The following is a 17,600-nucleotide window of genomic DNA, read 5'->3' as shown; positions in this document are numbered from 1 at the left end:
TGTTCCCTTACTTACCAGCGGAAGCGGAGGTCGAATAGCGGTTGTCGGCCCGTTCCAGGCCCAGAAGGTCACGGAACGTCGCGTCCTGCAGCGGCGCCCGCAACGAACCACGGCGGCGCAGTTCCGGCAGGACCAACCGGGACAGCTCGTCGAGTTCCAGCGCCAAGTCAGCCGGGTGCAGCCGAACGCCGTCGGCCTCCTGCAGCAGCGCGTCCAGCAGCTCGGTGAGCCCGGCCGCCGAACCAACATACTGCGCACGTTCGTTACCTGACCCGGCACGCGACGCGGCCGCCTCACCGCGGGAGTCGAGGACGACGTCGAGCTCGGCCACAATCGCCACCGAAGCGCCCAGGCGGGCGCGCACGTCGCGGACCTCGCCAGCCAGCAGCTCGGGGGTAGGAGCGGTCACGAGCACAGCGTCCACGGCATCCGCGGGCACCGCGCCTTCGCTGACCAGGGCTGCCGAAGCCAGGACAGGCAGTTGGCCCTGGAGCGGCCTCGGGATGATGGAGGGGCCCTTCACGGAGTAGGCTGTCCCGGCAAAATCGGAGGGCGTTTCGAAGTCCACGTAGTGCAGCTTGTCCACGTCGATGTACCGGCCGGTAGCGACGTCGCGGATCACGGCGTCGTCCTCCCAGGAGTCCCACAGGCGACGACCAACCTCGATCGACGCGGCCGCTTCCTGGCCCAGTGCCTCGCCGGTGACGAAAGAACGTCCGACGGCGGCAGCAGCCTCGGGCGATTCTGCTGCGGTGGCGATCCACCCGGCACGGCCGCCGGACACGTAGTCCAGGCTCGCGAGCTGCGTGGAAATGTGGAAAGGCTCGGTGTAGGCGGTGTCCACCTCGGGTGCAAGCGCGATGGTCCGCGTGATCGGGCCGGCAAAAGCTGCGCGCTGGAGGGCATTGACGCGTCCGGCGTCCGGCGCATCGGCAAATGTTGCCACGTGGAATCCGGCGGACTCGGCGGCGAGGACCGCTTCGGCGAGGCTGCCGAAGGAGCCACCGTCCCAGCCAGCGCCGTCAAGTTCGATGGCCAGGAATCCGGGCTTGTTGTTGGAGCTCACTTTTGGTCCTGACGTTCGTAGGGAATCTTTTCGCCGGCTTCGATGGCCACGGGCAGCCGGTTCTCGGCGGGCGGAAGCGGGCAGGTGGCGAGGTCGGTGTAGGCGCACGGCAGGTTGACCGCACGGTTGAAGTCGAGCTGCAGGGAGCCGTCGGCGGAGGGTGTCACGGACAGCGAACGGTTGGCCGCGTAGGTGGTCTTGCCGGACGTCTGGTCGGTGAACAGCACGGACAAGGACCCCGGCGCGTAACCGTTGAACGCGGTCAGTGCGAGCTCCTGGCCGGCGAGCTTGAAGCGGATTTCACCCGGGGCTTCGTAGACGTGCTGGATGCCTTCGACGGCGGCGCCCACGGTGGTTGACCGCGGCTCGTCGAACGGCACGAACGTCCCGGCTACCGCGAAGGCGGCGTTGGGCGTGTAGGCGGATGTGCCCTGGTACTCCTTCAGGAGCGTGTTCTCCGGGTTGCGTGGCCGCACGATGTACTCGCCGCCGCGCTTTGCCACCTCAATGACGGTGTCTCCGGACACCAGGTTGATGCCACCGCGTTCCTCGATGGGCCCAAGCTCAATTACTTCGCCGGTGTTCAGTTCGATGTCATCCCGGACAAGGGTTTCGCCCGCCTCCAGGACAACGCGTACGACGTCGGCCTCCGCGCTCCAGGTTCCCGGCGCGCCATCCAGCCGGGTCGGTTCGGCGGTCAGCCAATGGAGATGGGTAACGGCGAGGAAGCCATGCGGGTGGGCGCGGTGGCGTTCGTGGGCTGCGTGCCATTCCTGCCATTCCTCGTCAAAGGCTTCGAGCGCAGTTTCAGTGTGCGTAGACATGTGCGGTATCGCTCCTGTTCAAAGCATGGTCGGCGGTGACGGTTGCTGCTGCGTCCGGTTCGGTGGCCCCGGCAAACTCCGGGCGGCCTGCGAACGGATCCCCGGTTTCCCACAAGGTGGTGGGAGCGGAAGCACGGACGGCCGGAATGACCTCTTGGGCAAAACGCTCAAGGATCTCCAGTTGCTGTTCAAACGGCAGCGTGGTGGGCAAGGAGATCGACTGCAGGTCATGGCCATACAGCGAGTGGTAGCTGAGGATCTTGTCGATGACCTGTTCCGGGCTTCCCACCAGCGCCGGCCCCTCGGCCACGGCATGGTCGATGTCCCGGAAGGGCGAGTTGTTGCCCGGCACATTGCGGCCTGCCGTCAGCCCTTCATACACCGGACCGTACTGGCGCTTGGCCTCCTGGGTGGTGTCCGCGATGAACACGCCCCCGGCGCCGCTGCCCGAACCGATGTACTGGTGCCGCGGATCATGGCCGTGACGTTCGTACTCTTCGCGGTAGTGGTCGATCAGGACCTTGTAGTTTTCCCGGGGCTGGATGGCGTTGGCCGTGAACAGCGGATCGCCCCACTTGGCTGCGAGCGCCGCGGAAGTCTGGGTTGTAGCCGAGCCGTGCCAAATCCGGGGTGAACCGGCGAAGGGGCGTGGCGTCGTCGTGGTTGGTTCGGTGAGCGCGGGGCGGAACCGACCGGACCACGTAACGCTCTCCTTGCGCCACAGCGAGCGGAGCAACGCGTACTTCTCGGCCAGGAGGTCCCACTGGTCATCCAGGGAAAGGCCGAACAGCGGGTACTGCAGCACCTCGTTGCCCTTGCCGATCACCAGTTCCAGGCGGCCACGGCTAAGTTGGTCTATGGTCGCGTAGTCCTCGGCCACGCGCACCGGGTCCAGGACGGAGAGCACGGTGACACCGGTCTGGAGGCGGATGCGAGTGGTGACGGCGGCAATCGCGGCGAGGACCGTCGTCGGGGATGACGAGACGAACTCGCCTGCGTGACGTTCCCCAACGGAGAAGCTGTCGAAACCGAGTTCCTCGGCGCGGCGGGCGGTTTCCACCACCTGGTTGAGCCGGTCAGCGGTGGAGACGATCTCCCCCGTCACCGGGTTCTTCAAGTGGGGGATGATATCCAGGACCTGGAATTTCACTTGCCCGTCCCAAAGGTAGCCTCGGTGACGGTCTTGGACTCCGGCACGGCTTCCTCGGAAAGGCCCCAGCGCTCCAGGACCTTGGCGTAGGAGCCGTCCTTGATGGTGGAGTTCAACGCATCGGTGATGGCCGGGGCCAGTCCGTTGCCCTTGAGCGTGGTTGCTGCCACCAGCGTTTCAGAGGGCCAGCCTGCGTTGACCTTGCCCACCACTTTGAGGTCGTCACGGGTGTTCTCGCGGTACGTCACGGACGGGTACGGGGCGAGGTTGAGGTCCGTGCGGCCCGAGGAGAGCGCCAGGATGGTGTCGGCATCGGAGGAGTAGTACTGCAGCGTGGCCGGAGCCTTGCCCTTCGCTTCGAGTTCCTTGTTCCAGGCCAGCAGGATCTTCTCTTGGTTGGTGCCCGAGCCAACGGAAATCTTCAGGCCGGAAATGTCGTCCGAGCCCTTGATGTCGTAGCTGGAGCTCTTTTTCGCCTCGAAGCCCATGTAGGCCGCGCGGTACGTGGAGAAGTCGAACAGCTTGACGCGGGCCGCATTGATTCCGACGTTGGAGAAGACTGCTTCGAAGTCGCCCGACTGGGTCTTCAACGGCCAGTTCTCCCACGAGGTCACCTGCAGGTCCAGGTCCAGGCCGAGCTTGTCCGCGACCAACTGGGCGATGTCGATCTCAACGCCGATCGGGGTCTTGTCATCCGTGGCATGGAAGGACAACGGGATGGCACCGGCCGTGGTGGCCACCGTCAGCTTGCCGTCTTTGGAGATGGCAGCCGGAACGGCAGCTGCTGCAGTTGCGTCTTTCTCAACGCGGATGCGGTTCTGGTCCACGGAGGTGTTGTACACCACGCCGTTCTTGGCTGCCGCGGACTCGGGTTTGGCAGCCGAGGCGCCGGGATCGGAGCAGCCGGCCAGGACGGGAAGAACGACGGCGGGAAGCACCGCGAGTGCCAGGAGCTTGCCTTTGGTTGTGGTGCCGGTGGTGCGAAGCATGGAGATTTTCCTAGATGTTGAAAGCTGGTTCGATGACTTTGGAGAAGAAGCTGCGGGTGCGTTCCTCGCGGGGATTGCTGAAGATGTCCTGGGGCGTGCCGGACTCGACAATCTGGCCCTGGTCCATGAACACCACCGTGTCCGCGACGTCCCGGGCAAAGCCCATCTCGTGCGTGACGATGATCAGGGTGGTGCCGGACTTGGCCAGTTCACGGATGACGTCCAGGACTTCGTTGACCAGTTCGGGGTCCAACGCTGAGGTGGGCTCGTCGAAGAGCAGGATCTTGGGGTCCAGGGCGAGCGCGCGGGCAATGGCTACGCGCTGCTGCTGGCCGCCGGAGAGCTGCCGCGGGTACGCATCTGCCCGGTCCTTGAGGCCCACGCGGTCCAGCAGTTCAAGGCCGCGCTTGCGGGCATCCGCCTTGGAACGCCCCTGCGCCACGATCGGCGCCTCGATGACGTTCTCCAACGCTGTGAGGTGCGGGAACAGGTTGAAGTTCTGGAACACCATGCCGATGTGGGTGCGCTGCTTGAGGATGTCCTTCTCGCGCAGTTCGTGGAGCTTGTTGCCGCGGACCTGGTAGCCCACGAGTTCCCCGTCGATGGTGATGAAACCGCCGTCCACCTTTTCCAGGTGGTTGATGGTGCGCAGGAGCGTGGATTTGCCCGAACCGGAAGGACCGACGATCACAGCGACGCCACCCGGGGGAACCGAGAGCGAGACGCCCTTGAGGACCTCGGTGTTGCCGAAGGACTTGCGGACGTTGGTGATGTCCACCTGGCCCTTGGTGGCCTCAGCGGAAGCCGGACCTGAAGCGGCAGGCTGTGCCGCCGTCGTGCGTTGCTCCGGCCCGGGGGCGCCTCCGGCGAGCTTGGATTCTTCGAGGTGGGCGGCCGCGGCCGCTTCGGAGGAGGAGAAGACGGTGGTCATCGTGATTCCTTCCCGGTATTAACGGGGGCGTGGCTGGCGAAGAACTTGCGCGCCTTCTGCAAGGGCGTCAGCGGCAGGTTCCGGACGGCTCCCTTGGAGAAGTGGCGTTCGATGTAGTACTGGAAGACGCTCAGCACGGATGTGATCACGACGTACCAGAGCGTGGCCACCAGAAGCAGCGGCAGGACCTGCTGGGTCCGGTTGTAGATGACCTGGACGGTGTAGAACAGCTCGGAATAGGCAAGGACGTAGACAATCGAGGTGCCCTTGACCAAGCCGATGATCTCGTTGAAGGCGTTGGGCAGGATGGCGCGCATGGCCTGCGGCAGGACGATCCTGGTGTTGCGCTTCCAGGCGGGGATGCCCAATGCCGCAGCGGCTTCGAGCTGGCCCTGGTCCACGGAGAGAATGCCGCCGCGGATGATTTCCGCCGAGTACGCTGCCTGGTTCAAGGTCAGGCCCAGCACTGCCGCCGCGAACTGGCTGATCAGCGTGGTGGTCTGTGCCTCGAAGAAGCGAACATCGGTGAAGGGGATGCCCAGGCTGATCTTCTCGTAGAGGTACCCGAGGTTGTACCAAAGGAGCAGCTGGACCAGCAGCGGCGTGGAGCGGAAGATCCAGGAGAACGTCCAGGAGACCGAAACCAGCAAAGGCGAAGCGGAAAGGCGCATCAGCGCCAGGATGAAACCGAGCACGAAGCCGAGGACGCCGGAGATCGCGGTCAGTTTGAGGGTTTCCACCAAACCGGTAACCACCGACTGCGCGGTGAACCATTGCGCTACGACGCCCCACTCCCAGCGCGGGTTGGTCACCAGGGACCAGACGATTGCCGCCACTCCAAGGGCGACGATCACGGTACCCACCCAGCGCCACGGGTGCCTCGCGGGAACCAGTTTGTAATCGGAGTAGTCGACGGTGGGCGGTGCGTTTTCCGCCGTGGCAGGCGGTGCGATTGCACTCATGCGCCACCTCATTTCGGTAGGGGTTGTTGTCTATCGGATTTCTGCAAATCTAGGGGTGCCCGGAACAGCCAGCAAGGCGGGAATTTGCACTTCTTCACGGGACTTAGTGCGACTTCAAAAGGGTTCGCGCAGCGTCATAAAAGCAATTCACATAACGCCATATGAGTCGTTTGTTTTTCGTCATTTAACGCTCAATGACGTGTGGTGAACGGCCGTTACCAGCGCCTCGACCGGGGCGCGGGCCTGTCCCTAGATTGGGCGTACCACCCACTGCTTTACAGGAGATCCAGATGCCGTCACGAGTTCCCGCAATCGTCTTTATTGGCGGCGGTCCGCGCACGGCGGGTGTCCTGGAGAGGCTCGCCGCCAGCCGTCCCGCACTCTTCGAAGGCCCCCTGCAGATCCACGTCATCGAGCCGCACCAACCCGGTTCCGGCCGGATCTGGCGTTACGACCAAGGTCCCGGCCTCCTGATGAACTCCACCGCCGCGGATGTCACAATGTTTACCGACGCTTCCGTGGCCTGCGAGGGCCCCGCGCTGGACGGGCCCGCTTTGGCCACTTGGGCCGAGGGCGTGCTCAATGGCACCATTCGGGATGTTCCCGTTTTTGAGCCGCACATCCTGGAGCAACTCCGCGCGCTGACGCCCGCCACGTTTCCCACGCGGCAGCTGCAGAGCACGTACCTTGAATGGTTCTTCCGCCGTGCCGTGACGTCCCTCGGGCCGGACGTTTCCGTGACCGTGCACCAGGACATTGCCACCTCCGTCCAGCCTGCCGCTTCCGGCGACTACGACGGCGGTCCGCACCGCGTGCGGTTGGCCTCCGGCACCGAGGTGCTTGCCGACGTCGTGGTTTACGCCCTGGGCCACACGGATTCGCAGTCCGAACCGGAATCGGCGCGGCTGAGCGGGTTCGCGACGCAGAACGGCGGGTTCCATGCGCCGCCGTCGTACACCACGGACGTTGACTACTCCCCCATCGCCGCTGGCCAGGACGTGATTGTCTCCGGCATGGGCCTGGCGTTCGTGGACCTGCTGGTGTTGCTGTTCGAGGGTCGCGGTGGCCGGTTCGAGGAAAAGCCCGACGGCGAACTCGACTACGTGCCGTCCGGTGCCGAACCGCGGCTCTGGGCAGGCTCACGGCGCGGCGTGCCGTACCACTCCAAGATCTCTTCCTCTTTGCGCACTCCAGTGGAGCGCCCCCGGTACTTCACCGCGGCGGCGATCGATGCGCTGCTGGCCGAGCACCAGGAACTCGACTTCCGCGCCCACCTCTGGCCGCTCATCGCCAAGGACGCCGGCTACGCCTACTACCGCGAGCTGTTCACCGGCTACCCGGATCGGGTGCTGGGAACGTGGGCGAGTTTCGAGGCCCGCTTCGACGCCCTTGACTGGTACAGCAGCGAGCGCGAAGAGCTGGCAGCCTTCGCAGTGCCGGACCGCGCCCTTCGCCTGGACCTCGAAGCGGTGGACCACCCGTTGAGTGGTTGCGCGTTCGACTCCCATGAAGCCGTGCAGCGGTCCGTCACCGCGTACATCCAGCGCGACCTCGACCTGCGGACCAGCCCCGACCATTCCGAAACCCTGGCGCTGTTCATGGCGTTGCTGTTCGTCTACATGGACCTTGGCCGCCTGGTCCCGCAGGAGAGGCTCAACGCGCGCTCCCAGCAGGCCATCCACGGCTGGTGGCACGGCTTCTTCAGCTTCGTGGACTCAGGGCCGCCCGCCCACCGCCTCCGCGAGATGCTCGCACTGCACCGGGCCGGGTTCCTCAAGTTCCTTGGTCCGGGCATGTGGGTCCGCGCCGACGAAGCAACCGGACGTTTCGTGGCGGGCTCTTTCCAGTCGCCCGTGGTGGTGGACGCAGCCGCATACATCGAAGCGCGGCTGCCTTCCGCCTCCGTGGAACGTTCGGCGAACCCCGCCTTGCTGGACCTGCACGACGCCGGCAGGGGCACCGAACAGAGGCTGCTCACCTCCGAGGGTGCCCACTCCACCGGAAAACTCCTGGTGTCCGGGAATCATGAGGTCCTCTCCCCTGTTGGAACAGCTCAGAAGGGGTTGTTCGCGGTGGGTCCATGGACGTCGGGGTGGGGCGCGGGAGCGTTTGCCCGGCCCAACACCAACGCGGCACCCTTCCGCGAAAACGACGCCCTGGCCCGCCGGATCCTGGAAACGCTCGCGGCTTCGGTCCCAGCACCCCAGCCCAACTAGGTCGCATTTGTGCGCGTTATGAGCCCTCTAAACGCGCACAACTGCTACCTACTTGGGTGACCACCTACGAAAGGCAAGACATGACCGCAACACCCACCCTCCCGGCGTCGGGCCTTTCCGTCCTCAGCCTGCCCATGGACGATCCCCGTGTCCGTCCGCTCCTGGACGAGCTCGCCGTCGAGTACGACACTCGCTACGGCGACTTGTTCAGCAGCGAGGGTGCTTCGGAGGAACTCAACCGCTACCCCGCAGAGGAGTTCGCCGCTCCGCACGGTGCGTTGCTCATCATCCAGGAGGACGGCGAATCGGTTGCGGGTGGCGCATTCCGCCGCTACGACCAGGACACAGCGGAGCTCAAGCGCATCTGGACCCACTCGGCCCACAGACGCCGCGGATTGGCGCGCCGGGTGCTGGCCGAACTGGAGGCCGAGGCCCTGCGCCGCGGCTATTCCAAGCTGTACCTGACCACCGGACCGCGCCAGCCGGAAGCCAAGAACCTCTACCTCGCCACCGGCTACACAGCGCTCTTCGACCTCACTGCGGACCCCGAGGAAATCATGCATTTGGCCTTCAGCAAGGATCTTGTGCCGCACAGCTAAGCTATGCGCATGGCCACGAAAACCACTGCTGAAAAACTTGCCACCATCCAGCAGGGGTACACCCTGCAAGGCGCCACCATCGAGCTGGGTGCCGCGATCGTGGACGGCGAAGTCCATAAGGAAGCGCAGGTCCGGCTCCCACTCGCCATGATGAACAGGCATGGCCTGGTGGCCGGTGCAACCGGTACAGGCAAGACCGTCACCTTGCACATGATCGCCGAACAGCTCTCGACGGCGGGCGTCCCCGTCTTCCTCGCCGACATCAAGGGTGATCTCTCGGGATTGGCGACGGCGGCAACTGCCAGCGAGAAACTGACCGCGCGTACCGCGGCACTGGGCCAGGAGTGGCAAGGCAAGAACTTTCCCGTCGAGTTCCTGTCCCTTGGCGGAGACGGCAACGGCATCCCGGTACGCGCCACCATCACTTCGTTCGGCCCCATCCTGCTCTCGCGCATCATGGACCTCAACGACACCCAGGAATCCAGCCTCCAGCTGATTTTCCATTTTGCGGACAAGAACAACCTTGAACTCATTGACCTCAAGGACCTCCGCGCGGTCATCCAGTTCCTCACCTCGGACGAGGGCAAGGCCGAACTCGCGGATCTGGGCGGGCTGTCCAAGGCCACGGCCGGCGTGATTCTCCGCGAACTGGTGGCACTCGAAGCCCAGGGCATGGAGAAGTTCTTTGGCGAACCCGAGTTCGACACTGCAGAACTGCTCCGCACAGCGCCGGATGGCCGCGGTGTGGTCAGCTGCCTCGAACTGCCCACGCTGCAGACCAAGCCACTCCTGTTCTCCACGTTCCTCATGTGGCTCTTGGCCGATCTGTTCGAAGACCTCCCGGAGGCCGGCGACCTGGACAAGCCCAAGCTCGTGTTCTTCCTGGACGAGGCACACCTGCTTTTCAACGGCGCGTCCAAGGCCTTCCTCGAAGCCATCACCACCACCGTCCGGCTGATCCGTTCCAAAGGCGTCGGGATCTTCTTCGTCACCCAGACCCCCAAGGACGTGCCGGCGGACGTACTCGGCCAGCTCGCCAACCGCGTGCAGCACGCCCTCCGGGCCTTCACTCCGGAGGACGCCAAGGCGTTGAAGGCTACCGTGTCCACGTTCCCTGTCAGCGACTACGACCTCGAAGAAACACTGACCTCCGCGGGAATCGGCGAGGCCGTCATTACCGTCATGAACGAGAAGGGCGCACCTACCCCCGTGGCGCTCACCCGGCTCCGGGCACCCGAATCCGTCATGGGACCCAGCACGGAGGACCTGGTCCGCAGCACCGTGGCAGCGTCATCGCTGTTGGCCAAGTACGGGACGGCGGTAGACAACGTTTCGGCCTACGAGAAGCTGAATGGTTCCGCGCCGGTGTCAACGGGTGCCGCCGCGCCGGGCGAGCCGCCGGTTCCCGGCTCTGCCCCTTCCGGCAATTCCCAAGCCGACATCGACGCCGAAGCCCGCCGCATCGAGGAAGAGATCCTCGGACGTCCCAGTTCGCGCCCCGCCCCCGAGTCCTATCCGGCACCGTCCGTGCCTCCCGCGCCGGCGCCCGCGCCCTCACAGGATTCGGGTGTCTTCGGCGACCTCGCAGGTGCCCTCGGCGGCGCATTGGGCGGCGGCCTCAAGAGCATGGTCCGGTCCATGGGAACCCAGCTGGGCCGCGACCTGATCCGCGGCGTCTTCGGGACCTCGTCCAGGCGCCGCCGGTAGCTTGGTTTCGCTGTTGAAACCACGACGGCGGGAGGCGGCACAGCTGTGCGGCCCACCGCCGTCGCGCGTTTTCCAGGCGTTCTTGCTAAGTCACCTTAGGGTCTCGCTGCACGGGTATTGCCGCCACGGCAGGTAACGTAAAGGTCGTGCAGTTGAGTCAAGCGTTGGTCAAGACCGCAGCCGGATGGCTGCTCGGTCTGATGCTTGCTGTCGCCGGAGCGATCGTCTGCATCAACCTCGTGAGCAACTCAGTAGCCAGTCCGCAGCAGCCCGTGCGGGAGTATTTGGAGGCCTTGCAGAAGGGCGAAGGCGAGCAAGCCCTGGGCTTGTTGCGTGCCAAGGTTCCCAACGCGAACGCCGCCATGCTGGACGGCACGGCCCTGCAAACGGCCGCGTCCAAGTTGTCCGACGTCAAGATCGGCAACGCCGAATCCCGGAACGGCAACCGCGTGGCAGTTCCCGTGGACTACACATTGGACGGCAGCCGGCTCCACACCGAGTTCCTCATGGAGCGCACCGGTACGCAGTGGCTGTTCTTCGGCAAATGGGCGTTCGTGCCCACCACCTTGCCAACCATCGACGTCACGGTGGTGAACGCGAGCGAAGCCGCGCTGAACGGCGTCCCGGTCAATATGCCCAACGGCCACAACACGTTTGCTGTGTTCTTTCCCGGCAAATACGAGGCCAGCTTGAACGGCACGTTCTTCGAGGCTCCCGCCACCTCGGCCCTCGTTTCAAACCGCGACGGCGGGCAGGCACCCCTGAACCTGCAAACCCGTTCGACGAAATCCATGGATGAGGCCGTCGCCGGCAAAGTCCGTGAGTTCCTGGACGGCTGTGCGGCCGAGGCCACGGAACAACAACGCCTCCAGCCCGACTGCCCGTTCTATCACGCCAGCAACGCGCGGGTGGTGGATGGAACCATCAAGTGGGAAATCACGGAATACCCCAAGATCACCATCGAGCCCTTTGGCGGCAAATGGGTAGTGGCACCGCTCAACGGCAAGGCAAGGTTGACGGCCCGTGAGATCAACCTGTTTACGGGGGCCGTGAACGACCTCAACGTGGTGCATGACTTCAGTTTCACTACGCAGTTGGATACCGACGGCAGCACAGTGACGGTCACGCCGCTGCTCACGTTCTAGGAGCGGGCCCGCAAGCTCCGCACTGCACGGGAGCCCGGCATGGCGCGGTTCCCGGAAGCCGGGTGCCCGGTTCCTCTCCGGAACGCGAAACGGCCCGGCCCGCCCCCTTGCGGGAACAGCGCCGGGCCGGCCCGTATCTTTAGTCCATGCCCCGCAGGTCCAAGACCAATTCGGAGTCGCCATCCGCCTGAAGGACCACAGGGATACCCCAGTCCTGCTGGTACAGGTGGCATGCCGCGTGGTCCGGAATCTCGCCGTCTTCCGTCTCAGGGCCGTCACAGGCCGCAGCGCGGGCCGTGATGTGCAGGATGCCCTCGGTTACGGACGGATTCAGTTCCACCGTCCGCAGCAAGCCCACTGAAGTTCCGCCACCGGAGACTATGAGCTCAGGAGGTGTGGAGGAAATCTTCATCTGGGTGGGGTCGCCCCAGCGGTCGTCAAGCTTCTGGCCCGTCGGGGCCTTGAAACGGACCGTGAGATCCAGATTCCCCGGAGCCACGGGACTCTTGGGCCGCTGGGTCTGCGAGGCGCCCTCGTCAACCTGCTGGGCTTCCTTGGGAATCGGTACCAGGACCAGTTGGTGCTTGTTGGAGTCGACCACCACCAGCAGCGGTTCCGTGTCCTGGTGGTTGACTACCACCACGTCACTGGGTTCTGCCAAGCCACGGGCCAAGGTGGACACCGTCTTGGTCGAGGGGTCGTAGCGACGCACAGCGCCGTTGTAGGTGTCAGCGATGGCAACCGAGCCATCCGGCAGGACGGTGACGCCAAGCGGGTGTTGCAGGCGTGCCGCAGCGGCCTCTCCATCGCGGAAGCCGAAGTCGAACAGGCCCGCGCCAACGGCGGTTTCCACCGTTACGCCGGACTCACCGACAACCAGGCGACGCAGTGCCGAAGTCTCGGAGTCGGCCACCCAGATGTTGTCCTCGGCATCGATGGCCAGGCCCGACGACTGGGCGAACCAAGCTTCCTCCGCGGGACCGTCCAGGAGTCCTTCGAGGCCGGAGCCCGCCAGGATGGAGACGATGCCGCTGACGGGGTCGAACGCGAAGATCTGGTGGGTACCGGCCATGGCCACCACCACGCGCTGCAGCTTCCCGCTCCACACCAGGTCCCACGGAGAGGACAGGGAGACGCCGGTACCGAGGCCAAGTACCCCGACGTCGAGCGCGTCGGCAGCGAAGTCCGCCGGGCCGCCGTCGTGGTGTTCGGACCAGCTTCCGGCGCCCTTTTCCGTCACCCGGGCAGGGCCGGCGTCGAGCAGGCGCTGTATGCCATTGCCCGCAATGGTCCGTACTTCGCCGGTGCCAAGGTTGACGCCGCGCAGGCGGTGGTTCACGGTGTCGGCAACAACAACGTCGAAGCCAAGCGATGCGGCGAGAGCTGCGGGCAGCACTGCGACGCCCTGGGGCTCGTTGAACTGGGCAGCATCGGCCGCGCCGTCTGCGAAGCCCTTGACGCCCGAGCCAATCACGCGCTCAACCGTCTCGAAATCAGGACCCACCTCAACCAAGCGGTGATGCCCGGAATCAACCACCAGGTAGTTGCCGTTGTCCAGTTGCGTTGCCTTGCCCGGGAAGCGCAATGTGCCGGAAGTGGCCTCGGGAGCCACATAGGGACCATTGCCTCGGTGCAGGGTGCCCTTGGCTTCGTGCTCTGCCACGAGCTCTTCCAGCAGGACGGCGAGGCCGTCTGCATGGCCCTCGCCGGAGAGGTGGGCCACGATGTAGCCCTCGGGGTCGATGACAACCAAAGTAGGCCAGGCGCGGGCCGTGTATGCCTTCCAGGTAGCAAGCTCGGGGTCATCCAGCACCGGGTGGTGGATTTCGTAGCGCTCAACGGCCGAGGCCAGCGCTACGGGGTCAGCCTCGTGCTCGAATTTGGGAGAGTGGACCCCAACGGTCACCAGGACATCGGAGTACTTCTCTTCAAGGGGCCGGAGCTCGTCCAGGACGTGCAGGCAATTGATGCAGCAGAACGTCCAGAAATCGAGCAGCACAATCTTGCCCCGAAGCGATTCGAGGTCCAAGGACTTCCCGCCGGTATTGAGCCAGCCGCGGCCCTCCAGTTCGGAGGCCCGGACCCGGAGTTGGGTGCGTACGGTTTCGCTCATCAGCGTCCTTCCAGCTTGGTGTTTCGTTCGCTTTGCCCGGATTCGTCCCCGGCATGGTCGCCCGGGGTACCGTCCGGGTTGTTGCCCGGTCCGGTCGCCGGCTTGTTCCCCGATGTTGTCCCTGGGCTTGCCTGTCGGCTGGACACCTTGGCATCCCGCTCTGCCAGCCGGGCAAACATATCGTTGTAAGCACTGAGGTCGGCGTCATTATTCCTATCCGCCGCCCGATCGACCCGCCGTGTTTCCCGCTCGTCCGAACGCGACCACATGACGGCCACCCCGATTGCCACCAGAAGTGTGGGGACCTCGCCAATGCCCCAGGCAACGGCACCGCCCATTTGCTGGTCCGCCAAAGCGGACGGGCCCCAGGTTCGGCCGAGGTTGCCGAAGTAGTCGGCAGCGAGGAGGCCCGTGCCACCCATGATGGAGACGCCGAAGAACGCGTGGAAACCCATCGTGGCCAGCAACAGCAGCAGTCGCATCGGATACGGAGCCCTGCGCGGCAAGGGATCGCTGCCGATCATGCTCAGCACGAAGATGTATCCCGTCAACAGGAAGTGCAGGTTCATGAGCTCATGGCCTACGTGCTCGCGCATGGCGAGGCCAAAGAGGTCCGAGTAATAGAACAGCACGATGGAGCCGGCAAAGTTCGCAGCGGCGAACAGCGGGTGCGTGACAAGCTGCGAGAAGCGTGAGTGGACAAACAGCAGCAACCATTCGCGCAGGCCCCTGGATCCATGGGCACCTTCGCCGCGGACGGGGAGGGCGCGCAGGGCAAGCGTCACGGGTGCGCCAAGCACCAGGAAGATCGGTGCCACCATGGTCAACGCCATGTGGTCCACCATGTGGGCCGAGAACAGCACCCGGCCATACACTGCAGGCGGCCCGGAGGTGATGTACGTCAGGACCACCAGGCCCACGAGCCACGGGACGGTGCGCAGTACGGGCCAGGTGTCACCACGCCTGCGGATTTTGATGACGCCGAGGATGTAGGAGACTGCCCCAAAAAGCGCGACGCCTACCCAGAGCCAGTCGAAGCGCCACTCAGTGAGCCAGCGCTCGGGCGTAAGCTCCGGCGGAACTTCGTAGCCCGAGAGGATGAAGGCGGGCGAAGCGTCGGGCGCGTACGTGGTGGGTTGCGGCGGAGCCGAACGTCCCAGCGCCACGGCGAGTCCCGACGTCGCGCCCATCACCAAGAGCTCCACGAGAATCAGTTGCCACAAAACCCTGCGCGCCGACATCGAACCGTTCTTGCCCAGCTGCGGTATCACCCACTGCCGGTGCATGAAGCCGATGCCGCCCAGCACCAGGGTGGCCAGGGCCTTGGCCAGGATGAGCTGGCCGTACGAGGAACCGAACAGATCGCCTGGATTGGTCACGCGAATGGCCGCGTTGATGACGCCGGAGGCAAAGACAAGAACGAACGCAAACCCAGCCAGGGATGAGAACCGCTTGAGTGTGGGTTCGGTGATGTCGGTGGTTCCTGACGCACGGCTGCCTGTAAGAAGGCTGGACAGGACCGCAAGCATGATTATGCCGCCCACCCACGTGGACACGCCGACCAGGTGCATGCCCAAGGAGTTGATGGCTCCCTCATGGTCGCTGGAACTTGAGGAATGCCCAATGAGTGCTGTGGGAACCAACCCAATGAGTCCAAGGAGCAATGTGAACGCGAGCCCGGTCAATGACCGCACGCCAAACAGCGCAGTGGTGACAACGGCGGCGATAATCGTCACGGCGAGCCATGCCTTGCCGGTCTCGATGTCCGTCATGAAGTACACCAGCGATCGGGTGAACTCAGCGTCTCCGGAGACTCCTTGCCCTGCAACGTCTGCGTAGGTGAGGACCAGGACGGCCACCGCGGACAGCGTCCATGCCGCACCCGCCGCAGCGGCAACCGCAAGGGCACGGGAAAACGCGGGATGTTCCGGCGCCTCGGCGTCGTCCTTGCTGCGTGTCCTGGACGGCTTGGGGTTCTTCGGCAGGATTCCGACGGCGAAAATCAAGCCACCGATGACCGTTGCCACAGACACATTGTGAATGGCCTTGGCGAAGGGAAGACCCCACCGGACCAGGGCTCCGGGGTCGGAAACCTGCCGGGCTGCGGCAGCGCCGGAGAATACGAGTGCTCCAGCCAGGGTCAGGAACAAGACAGCCAGGCCCGCGAGCTGCCATGGCAGGGAAATACCCATGCCTGTGGCGCCTCCCCGCGGTCCCGGCTTGGGGACAGGCGAAGGGGCAGTGGCTGAGCTTCTGGCTAATGGCACCTATCCATTGTCCGATACCCGCCGCCGGGCTGCGAATCGGGAACCATCTGGGGAGGAGAAGTGGGACAAGCGCCACTTAACGCAGGAAGGGCGGCAACATCACGTTGCCGCCCTTCCCAGGCATTCGCCGAAGTATGGTTACTTCTTCTTGGCGACAGCAGCCTTCAGCTTGGAACCAGCGGTCAGCTTGACGCTGTGGCCGGCTGCGATCTGGATGGTCTCACCCGTCTGCGGGTTGCGGCCGGTGCGTGCTGCACGGTCGGTACGCTCGACTGCGAGCCAGCCCGGGATGGTGATCTTCTCGCCTGCAGCAACAGAAGTCTCGAAAACTTCGAACAGTGCATCGAGCACGGAGTTGACGGCTGCCTGGCTGGTGCCAGCCTTGCCTGCTACCTCTGCAACGAGTTCACTACGGTTCTTAGCCATTTACGTCCTCCTGGACTAATACGTTTTTGAGCCGGCAAGCGGAACGCGAGCAAGCCACTGCTCGAAAACTTACCAGCTTGCACAGGCATGGCCAGCAAATTCCGCGTGTTTCCGCGCTTTTTTGACCAAAATCACCGGATTTTAGGGGTTTTTGGGGCTCCGGGCCGTCCATGGCGTACCCTACGACGCGCCAAAGCCCGCATTCCGCTCATGCCAGGATCCGCTGAAAGAGCACGTGATCCTGCCACGTGCCATCAATCTTGAGATAGTTGGGGGCCAGCCCGATCCGCTCAAACCCATTGCGTTTCAGGACGGACTGGGAAGCCGTGTTGTGGACCAACGTAGCCGCCTGGACCCTATGCAGCGCCAACTCCTGCACTGCCATGGCAAGGACTGCCGCCACAGCCGCACGGGCGAGACCCTTACCTGTGTGGGGCCCGTCCACCCAGTAGCCCAGATTGGCGCTGAGGAACGGCCCACGGACGATTCCCGTCAACGTAATGGTGCCAAGAATGGCCTCCTCCGACAGGATGAGCCAAGGCACCTCACTTCCGGCATCGAACTGCGACAGTTTGCTGCGAATGACAGTCTCCTGCCCGGCAGCCGAGAAGAAGGAGACGTCCCGGTGTGGCTCCCATGGCGCCAGGTGCCTGGCGTTGCGGGTGTAGGCGTCTGCAAGGGGTTCGGCGTCGGCCAGCCGGAGGGGGCGAACGTGCAACGTCCCGGAACCGGGCAGTAAAGGAACGTGCAATCGTCGGCTGAGGTCCATCCAGCGACTCTACCTGCCGGGTTTGTGTCGTTAAACCAGGGAGACCCCCCAACCTGGTGGTTGGGGGGTCTCGACCTGTTAATGGTTGTCCGGCGGTGTCCTACTCTCCCACACCCTCCCGGGTGCAGTACCATCGGCGCTGTGGGTCTTAGCTTCCGGGTTCGGAATGGGACCGGGCGTTTCCCCCACGCTATGACCGCCGTAACCTTTTCACCCGTTCCCCCGTGGTGGGGGTGGGAAGACTTGTGGTTACAACTGTGGTGCTTGGTTGTTATGTAGTTGTTGGTTCCTGGAACGGTTTGTTGTTCGGGAACCACATAGTGGACGCGTGCAGTGCTTTGTTTTTTGGGTGGTGTAAGTTGTTGGCCTATTAGTACCGGTCAGCTTCACGAGTCTTTAGTCCTCGCTTCCACATCCGGCCTATCAACCCAGTGGT

14 protein-coding genes and 1 rRNA gene are annotated in these 17,600 nt (G+C 64.4%); 4 read left to right on the top strand and 11 right to left on the bottom strand.

Features of this window, described 5'->3' with window-relative positions:
- Positions 1 to 7: 7 nt before the first annotated feature.
- From ACFVSJ_RS17075 to ACFVSJ_RS17050, 6 genes are read right to left on the bottom strand one after another with little or no spacing between them, the layout of a single operon-like run.
- Positions 8 to 1,066: an LLM class flavin-dependent oxidoreductase gene (locus ACFVSJ_RS17075; RefSeq protein ID WP_387438134.1), complete on the bottom strand. Its 1,059-nt coding sequence runs from the start codon at positions 1,064 to 1,066 to the stop codon at positions 8 to 10.
- Positions 1,063 to 1,890, bottom strand: coding sequence for a DUF1684 domain-containing protein (locus tag ACFVSJ_RS17070; RefSeq protein ID WP_387438133.1), 828 nt, complete (start codon positions 1,888 to 1,890; stop codon positions 1,063 to 1,065). Before ACFVSJ_RS17070 ends, ACFVSJ_RS17075 begins: the two co-directional genes overlap by 4 nt.
- A complete protein-coding gene (locus ACFVSJ_RS17065) occupies positions 1,874 to 3,040 on the bottom strand; it encodes an LLM class flavin-dependent oxidoreductase (protein ID WP_387438132.1) in 1,167 nt (388 codons plus the stop codon). The genes ACFVSJ_RS17070 and ACFVSJ_RS17065 overlap by 17 nt, the downstream gene beginning before the upstream one ends.
- Entirely contained in the window at positions 3,037 to 4,029 is a 993-nt protein-coding gene (locus ACFVSJ_RS17060) for an ABC transporter substrate-binding protein (RefSeq protein WP_387438131.1), read from the bottom strand. Before ACFVSJ_RS17060 ends, ACFVSJ_RS17065 begins: the two co-directional genes overlap by 4 nt.
- Positions 4,030 to 4,039: 10 nt before the next feature.
- Complete coding sequence (locus ACFVSJ_RS17055; protein ID WP_387438130.1) at positions 4,040 to 4,960, bottom strand: amino acid ABC transporter ATP-binding protein; 921 nt, start codon at positions 4,958 to 4,960, stop codon at positions 4,040 to 4,042.
- Complete coding sequence (locus ACFVSJ_RS17050; protein WP_387438129.1) at positions 4,957 to 5,922, bottom strand: amino acid ABC transporter permease; 966 nt, start codon at positions 5,920 to 5,922, stop codon at positions 4,957 to 4,959. The genes ACFVSJ_RS17055 and ACFVSJ_RS17050 overlap by 4 nt, the downstream gene beginning before the upstream one ends.
- A gap of 290 nt (positions 5,923 to 6,212) precedes the next feature.
- On the opposite strand from ACFVSJ_RS17050, the gene ACFVSJ_RS17045 reads away from it, so the two are divergent.
- The 4 genes from ACFVSJ_RS17045 to ACFVSJ_RS17030 all read left to right on the top strand — a co-directional run bounded on the left by ACFVSJ_RS17045 (position 6,213) and on the right by ACFVSJ_RS17030 (position 11,589).
- The gene (locus ACFVSJ_RS17045) at positions 6,213 to 8,138 is read left to right on the top strand and encodes an FAD/NAD(P)-binding protein (protein ID WP_387438128.1); all 1,926 of its coding nucleotides are present in this window, start codon (positions 6,213 to 6,215) and stop codon (positions 8,136 to 8,138) included.
- A gap of 80 nt (positions 8,139 to 8,218) precedes the next feature.
- On the top strand, positions 8,219 to 8,737 hold the full coding sequence (locus ACFVSJ_RS17040; protein WP_387438127.1) for a GNAT family N-acetyltransferase: 519 nt from the start codon (positions 8,219 to 8,221) through the stop codon (positions 8,735 to 8,737).
- A 9-nt stretch (positions 8,738 to 8,746) separates the two neighbouring features.
- A complete protein-coding gene (locus ACFVSJ_RS17035; RefSeq protein WP_387438126.1) occupies positions 8,747 to 10,444 on the top strand; it encodes a helicase HerA-like domain-containing protein in 1,698 nt (565 codons plus the stop codon).
- A gap of 116 nt (positions 10,445 to 10,560) precedes the next feature.
- Positions 10,561 to 11,589: a hypothetical protein gene (locus ACFVSJ_RS17030; RefSeq protein ID WP_387438272.1), complete on the top strand. Its 1,029-nt coding sequence runs from the start codon at positions 10,561 to 10,563 to the stop codon at positions 11,587 to 11,589.
- Positions 11,590 to 11,728: 139 nt separating this feature from the next.
- On the opposite strand, the gene ACFVSJ_RS17025 is transcribed toward ACFVSJ_RS17030, so the two are convergent.
- The 5 genes from ACFVSJ_RS17025 to rrf form a co-directional block, all read right to left on the bottom strand.
- On the bottom strand, positions 11,729 to 13,702 hold the full coding sequence (locus ACFVSJ_RS17025; protein WP_387438125.1) for an NHL domain-containing thioredoxin family protein: 1,974 nt from the start codon (positions 13,700 to 13,702) through the stop codon (positions 11,729 to 11,731).
- A complete protein-coding gene (locus ACFVSJ_RS17020; RefSeq protein ID WP_387438124.1) occupies positions 13,702 to 15,894 on the bottom strand; it encodes a cytochrome c oxidase assembly protein in 2,193 nt (730 codons plus the stop codon). The genes ACFVSJ_RS17025 and ACFVSJ_RS17020 overlap by 1 nt, the downstream gene beginning before the upstream one ends.
- Before the next feature lie 213 nt (positions 15,895 to 16,107).
- Positions 16,108 to 16,395, bottom strand: coding sequence for an HU family DNA-binding protein (locus tag ACFVSJ_RS17015; RefSeq protein ID WP_011776355.1), 288 nt, complete (start codon positions 16,393 to 16,395; stop codon positions 16,108 to 16,110).
- A 208-nt stretch (positions 16,396 to 16,603) separates the two neighbouring features.
- Complete coding sequence (locus ACFVSJ_RS17010; protein WP_387438123.1) at positions 16,604 to 17,164, bottom strand: GNAT family N-acetyltransferase; 561 nt, start codon at positions 17,162 to 17,164, stop codon at positions 16,604 to 16,606.
- An 87-nt stretch (positions 17,165 to 17,251) separates the two neighbouring features.
- A 5S ribosomal RNA gene (gene rrf, locus ACFVSJ_RS17005) occupies positions 17,252 to 17,368 on the bottom strand.
- Positions 17,369 to 17,600: the final 232 nt, after the last annotated feature.

This window comes from Paenarthrobacter sp. NPDC058040 (assembly GCF_042885775.1).
Lineage (GTDB): Bacteria > Actinomycetota > Actinomycetes > Actinomycetales > Micrococcaceae > Arthrobacter.
Note: the sequence above shows the minus strand (reverse complement) of the source record. Positions and strands in the feature narration are given on the sequence as shown.